The sequence below is a fragment of the Paracoccus fontiphilus genome (genome assembly GCF_017356265.1).
GTDB classification, from domain to species: Bacteria; Pseudomonadota; Alphaproteobacteria; order Rhodobacterales; family Rhodobacteraceae; genus Paracoccus; species Paracoccus fontiphilus.
The window spans coordinates 1-3,648 of record NZ_JAFNAW010000131.1; the positions used below are offsets into that span (position 1 = coordinate 1).

2 protein-coding genes are annotated in these 3,648 nt (G+C 70.8%); both read left to right on the forward strand.

Annotated features, from left to right (window positions below):
* Window positions 1-902 (forward strand): PD-(D/E)XK nuclease family protein (locus tag J0F76_RS20165; protein ID WP_207472212.1); only part of this gene is annotated, 902 nt, incomplete at its 5' end.
* A partial coding sequence (gene addA / locus J0F76_RS20170; RefSeq protein ID WP_207472213.1) for a double-strand break repair helicase AddA occupies window positions 895-3,648 on the forward strand: 2,754 nt, incomplete at its 3' end. The genes J0F76_RS20165 and addA, both read left to right, overlap by 8 nt.

Genomic DNA, 3,648 nt, shown 5'->3' on the forward strand with positions numbered 1-3,648 from the left:
CAGCGTCAGATGTGTATAAGAGACAGGTCCGGCCCGCGCGCCGCCCCGCGCCCGTGCCGCCCGCCCCGCCCTTCCGGGAACTGCCGGTCACCGATGTCTCGCTGCTGATCCGCGATCCTTACGCGGTCTATGCCAAGCGCGTCCTGGGCCTGCGCCCGCTGCCCCCCCTGCGGCCCGAACCCGATGCGGCCCTGCGCGGCCAGACGCTGCACTCCATCGTCGAGGCGCTGGTGGCCTCGAAGCCTGCGCCCGACACGCCGCCCGCCGCCCTGAAGGCGCGGTTCCTGAGCCTGACGTCCGAGGTTCTGGCCCGCGAGGTGCCCTGGCCCACCGCCCGCGCCTTCTGGGCCGCGCGGATGGAAAAGATCGCCGACCGGATCGTCGCGGACGAGCTGGTCCGGCTGTCGCAGGGCCGCCCGGTCGTCGTGGAAAAGCGCGGCCGCGTGGCGCTGGCGGGCATGGACTTCACCCTGACCGCCCGCCCCGACCGGATCGACCTGCTTCATGACGGCCCCGTCGTGATCTATGACTACAAGTCCGGCAAGCCGCCCACCGACAAGCAGATCGCCGCCTTCGACAAGCAGCTGATCCTGGAGGCCGCGATGGCCCGGCGCGGCGGCTTTGACACCCTTGGCCCGGCCGAGGTCGCGGGCATCAGCTATATCCAGCTTGGCGGAGAGGGCGAAACCCATCCCCGCCAGTATTCGCCGCAGCTGGAGGCCGAGAACTGGGACGGCTTCGTGCGGCTGGTCGCGGCCTATCTGGCGGGGGGGATCGGGTTCACGTCGATGCGGGCGCCCGAGCAGACCAGCTATGCGGGCGACTACGACCATCTGGCGCGGTTCGGCGAATGGTCGCTGGCCGATGCCCCGCATGTCCAGAAGGTGGGCGACCATGGATGAAGCCACGCTGAACCAGATCGCCGCGGCCGACCCGGCCCGGTCCACCTGGCTGACCGCCAATGCGGGATCCGGCAAGACCCGCGTGCTGACCGACCGCGTGGCGCGCCTGCTGCTGGCCGGGACTGCGCCCGAACGCATCCTGTGCCTGACCTATACAAAGGCCGCCGCGACCGAGATGCAGAACCGCCTTCTCAAGCGGCTGGGCCAATGGGCGATGCTGCCCGAACCCGCCTTGCGCCGCGAACTGGCGGACCTGGGCGAGGGGGGCGATCCCGACCTGGCCCAGGCGAGGCGCCTGTTCGCCCGCGCCATCGAGACGCCGGGCGGGCTGAAGGTCCAGACCATCCACAGCTTCTGCGCGGCCCTTTTGCGCCGCTTCCCGCTGGAAGCGGGCGTGCCCATGGGCTTCATGGAACTGGACGACCGTTCCGCCCGCGCGCTCCGCGCCCAGATCGTCGAGGACATGGCCGCCGAGGAGGTGCCGTCGATCCGCGACCTGACGGCCCTTGTCACCGGCGACAACCTGGATGCCTTCCTGGCCGGCCTGTCCGAGGCGGATTTCCCGCGCGAGCCGGACCCCGCCCCGATCTGGCGGTCGATGGGCCTTCCCCCCGGCCTGGACGAAACCGCCCTGCTGGCCCGCGTCTTCACCGGCGGCGAGGGCGACCTGTTCGCGGCCATCCTGCCGATCCTGCGCGGCAGCGGCGCCAAGGACAGCAAGCTGGCCGAGCAGCTGTCCCAGGGGAACTGGCGCGATCCCGGCCCCGCCGACCTGCATCTGCTGTGCAAGTGCCTGCTGTTCGGGGAAAAGGCCCGCGTGCCCTTCGGCCCCAAGATCGGCGACATCCCCACCAAGGCGCTGCGGGAAGGCCGCTGCGCCCCCTTCATGGCCGATCTCGAGGATCTGATGAGCCGCGTGGCCGATGCGCGCCCGTTGTGCATGGGCCTTGCGCTGGCGCAGAAGACGCTGGCCTTGCACCGCTTCGCCCATGACTTCACCCGGCGCCTTGCCATCCAGAAGGCCACGCATGGCTGGCTGGACTTCGACGACCTGATCCGCCGCACTGCCGACCTGCTGGACGAATCCTCCATGGCGCAATGGGTCCTGTGGCGGCTGGACGGCGGCATCGACCACATCCTGGTCGATGAGGCGCAGGACACCAGCCCGGAACAATGGCGGGTGATCCGGCGGCTGACGGACGAATTCACCAGCGGCCAAGGATCGCATGACCGCCCCCGCACGCTGTTCGTGGTGGGCGATCCCAAGCAATCGATCTATTCCTTCCAAGGCGCCGACATCGCCGTCTTCGAATCCGTCCGCGACCGCTTCCGCCTGGACTTCGAGGCCGTGCGCCAGCCCATGCAGCAGCGCGGGCTGGCCCATTCCTTCCGGTCCTCGCCCGCGATCCTGTCGCTGGTCGATACCGTGTTCCAGGGCGACGCGGCCGAGGGCTTGGGCGATCCGCCCTGCCACATCGCCTTTCGCCACGCCATGCCGGGCCGCGTCGATATCTGGCCGCCTTTGCCCGAACCCGAAAAGCCCGACCACGGCGACTGGACCACGCCCGTCGATGCCCCGGCGGAAAACGCCGCCGACACCCAGCTGGCCCGCGCCGTCGCGCGCGAGGTCAAGGCCATCATCGGCACCCCCATCACCGACGCCAAGACGGGCCAGGTCCGCGCCATCGGGCCGGGCGACATCCAGATCCTCGTCCAGCGGCGGGCAGGCCTGTTCGACGACCTCATCCGCGAACTGAAGGCCGCGAACCTTCCCGTGGCCGGGGCCGACCGGCTGAAGCTGGCCGCCGAACTGGCCGTGCGCGACATCACCGCGACCCTGTCCGTCGCCTCGACCCCCGAGGACGACCTGTGCCTGGCCGCCGTTCTGAAATCGCCGCTGATCGGCCTGTCCGAGGACGACCTTTATCGCCTTGCCGTCGGCCGGGGGCGGCAAAGCCTGTGGCAGCGGCTGCGGGAATCGCACCACCGCGCGGCCTTCGAGCTGCTGTTCGACCTGCTGACCCAGGCCGACTACCTGCGCCCCTATGACCTGATCTCGCGCCTGCTGGTCCGCCACGGCGGCCGCGCCGCCCTGCTGGCCCGCCTCGGCCCCGAGGCCGAGGACGGCATCGACGAGCTTCTGTCCCAGGCCCTGGCCTATGACAGCGTGGAAACCCCGTCCCTGACGGGCTTCCTGGTCTGGCTGGGCAGCGACGACGTGCAGATCAAGCGGCAGATGCCCGGCGGCGCGAACGGGCTGATCCGGGTGATGACCGTGCATGGATCGAAGGGCTTGGAAAGCCCGGTCGTGATCCTGCCCGAAACGAAGAAGCGCAAGCCCGGCCGCGGCCAGCCGACGATCCGCCTGGCCGAGATGCCCGCCTGGCGCGGCCTGTCGGCCGACCGCCCCGAGCCGGTCGCCCTAGCCGTCGAGGATCTGGACCGGCGACAGGAGGAGGAACGCCGCCGCCTTCTTTACGTCGCGATGACGCGAGCGGAAAGCTGGCTGATCGTGGCCGCGGCGGGCGAGACGGGCGACGGGCTGGAATCCTGGCATTCCATGGTTGCCGTGGGCGCCGAGCGCTGCACGCTGGACCGCTGCGCCATCGAGATCGACGGCATCGGCACCGGGTATCGCCTGTCCTTCGGCGCCTGGCCCGAGGGGCCGGTCGCAGCCGAGGTGACGCTGGCCTCGGTCGCGCAGGCGCCGGAATGGGCAAGCCGGCGCGCGCCCCCGGCGCCGCCG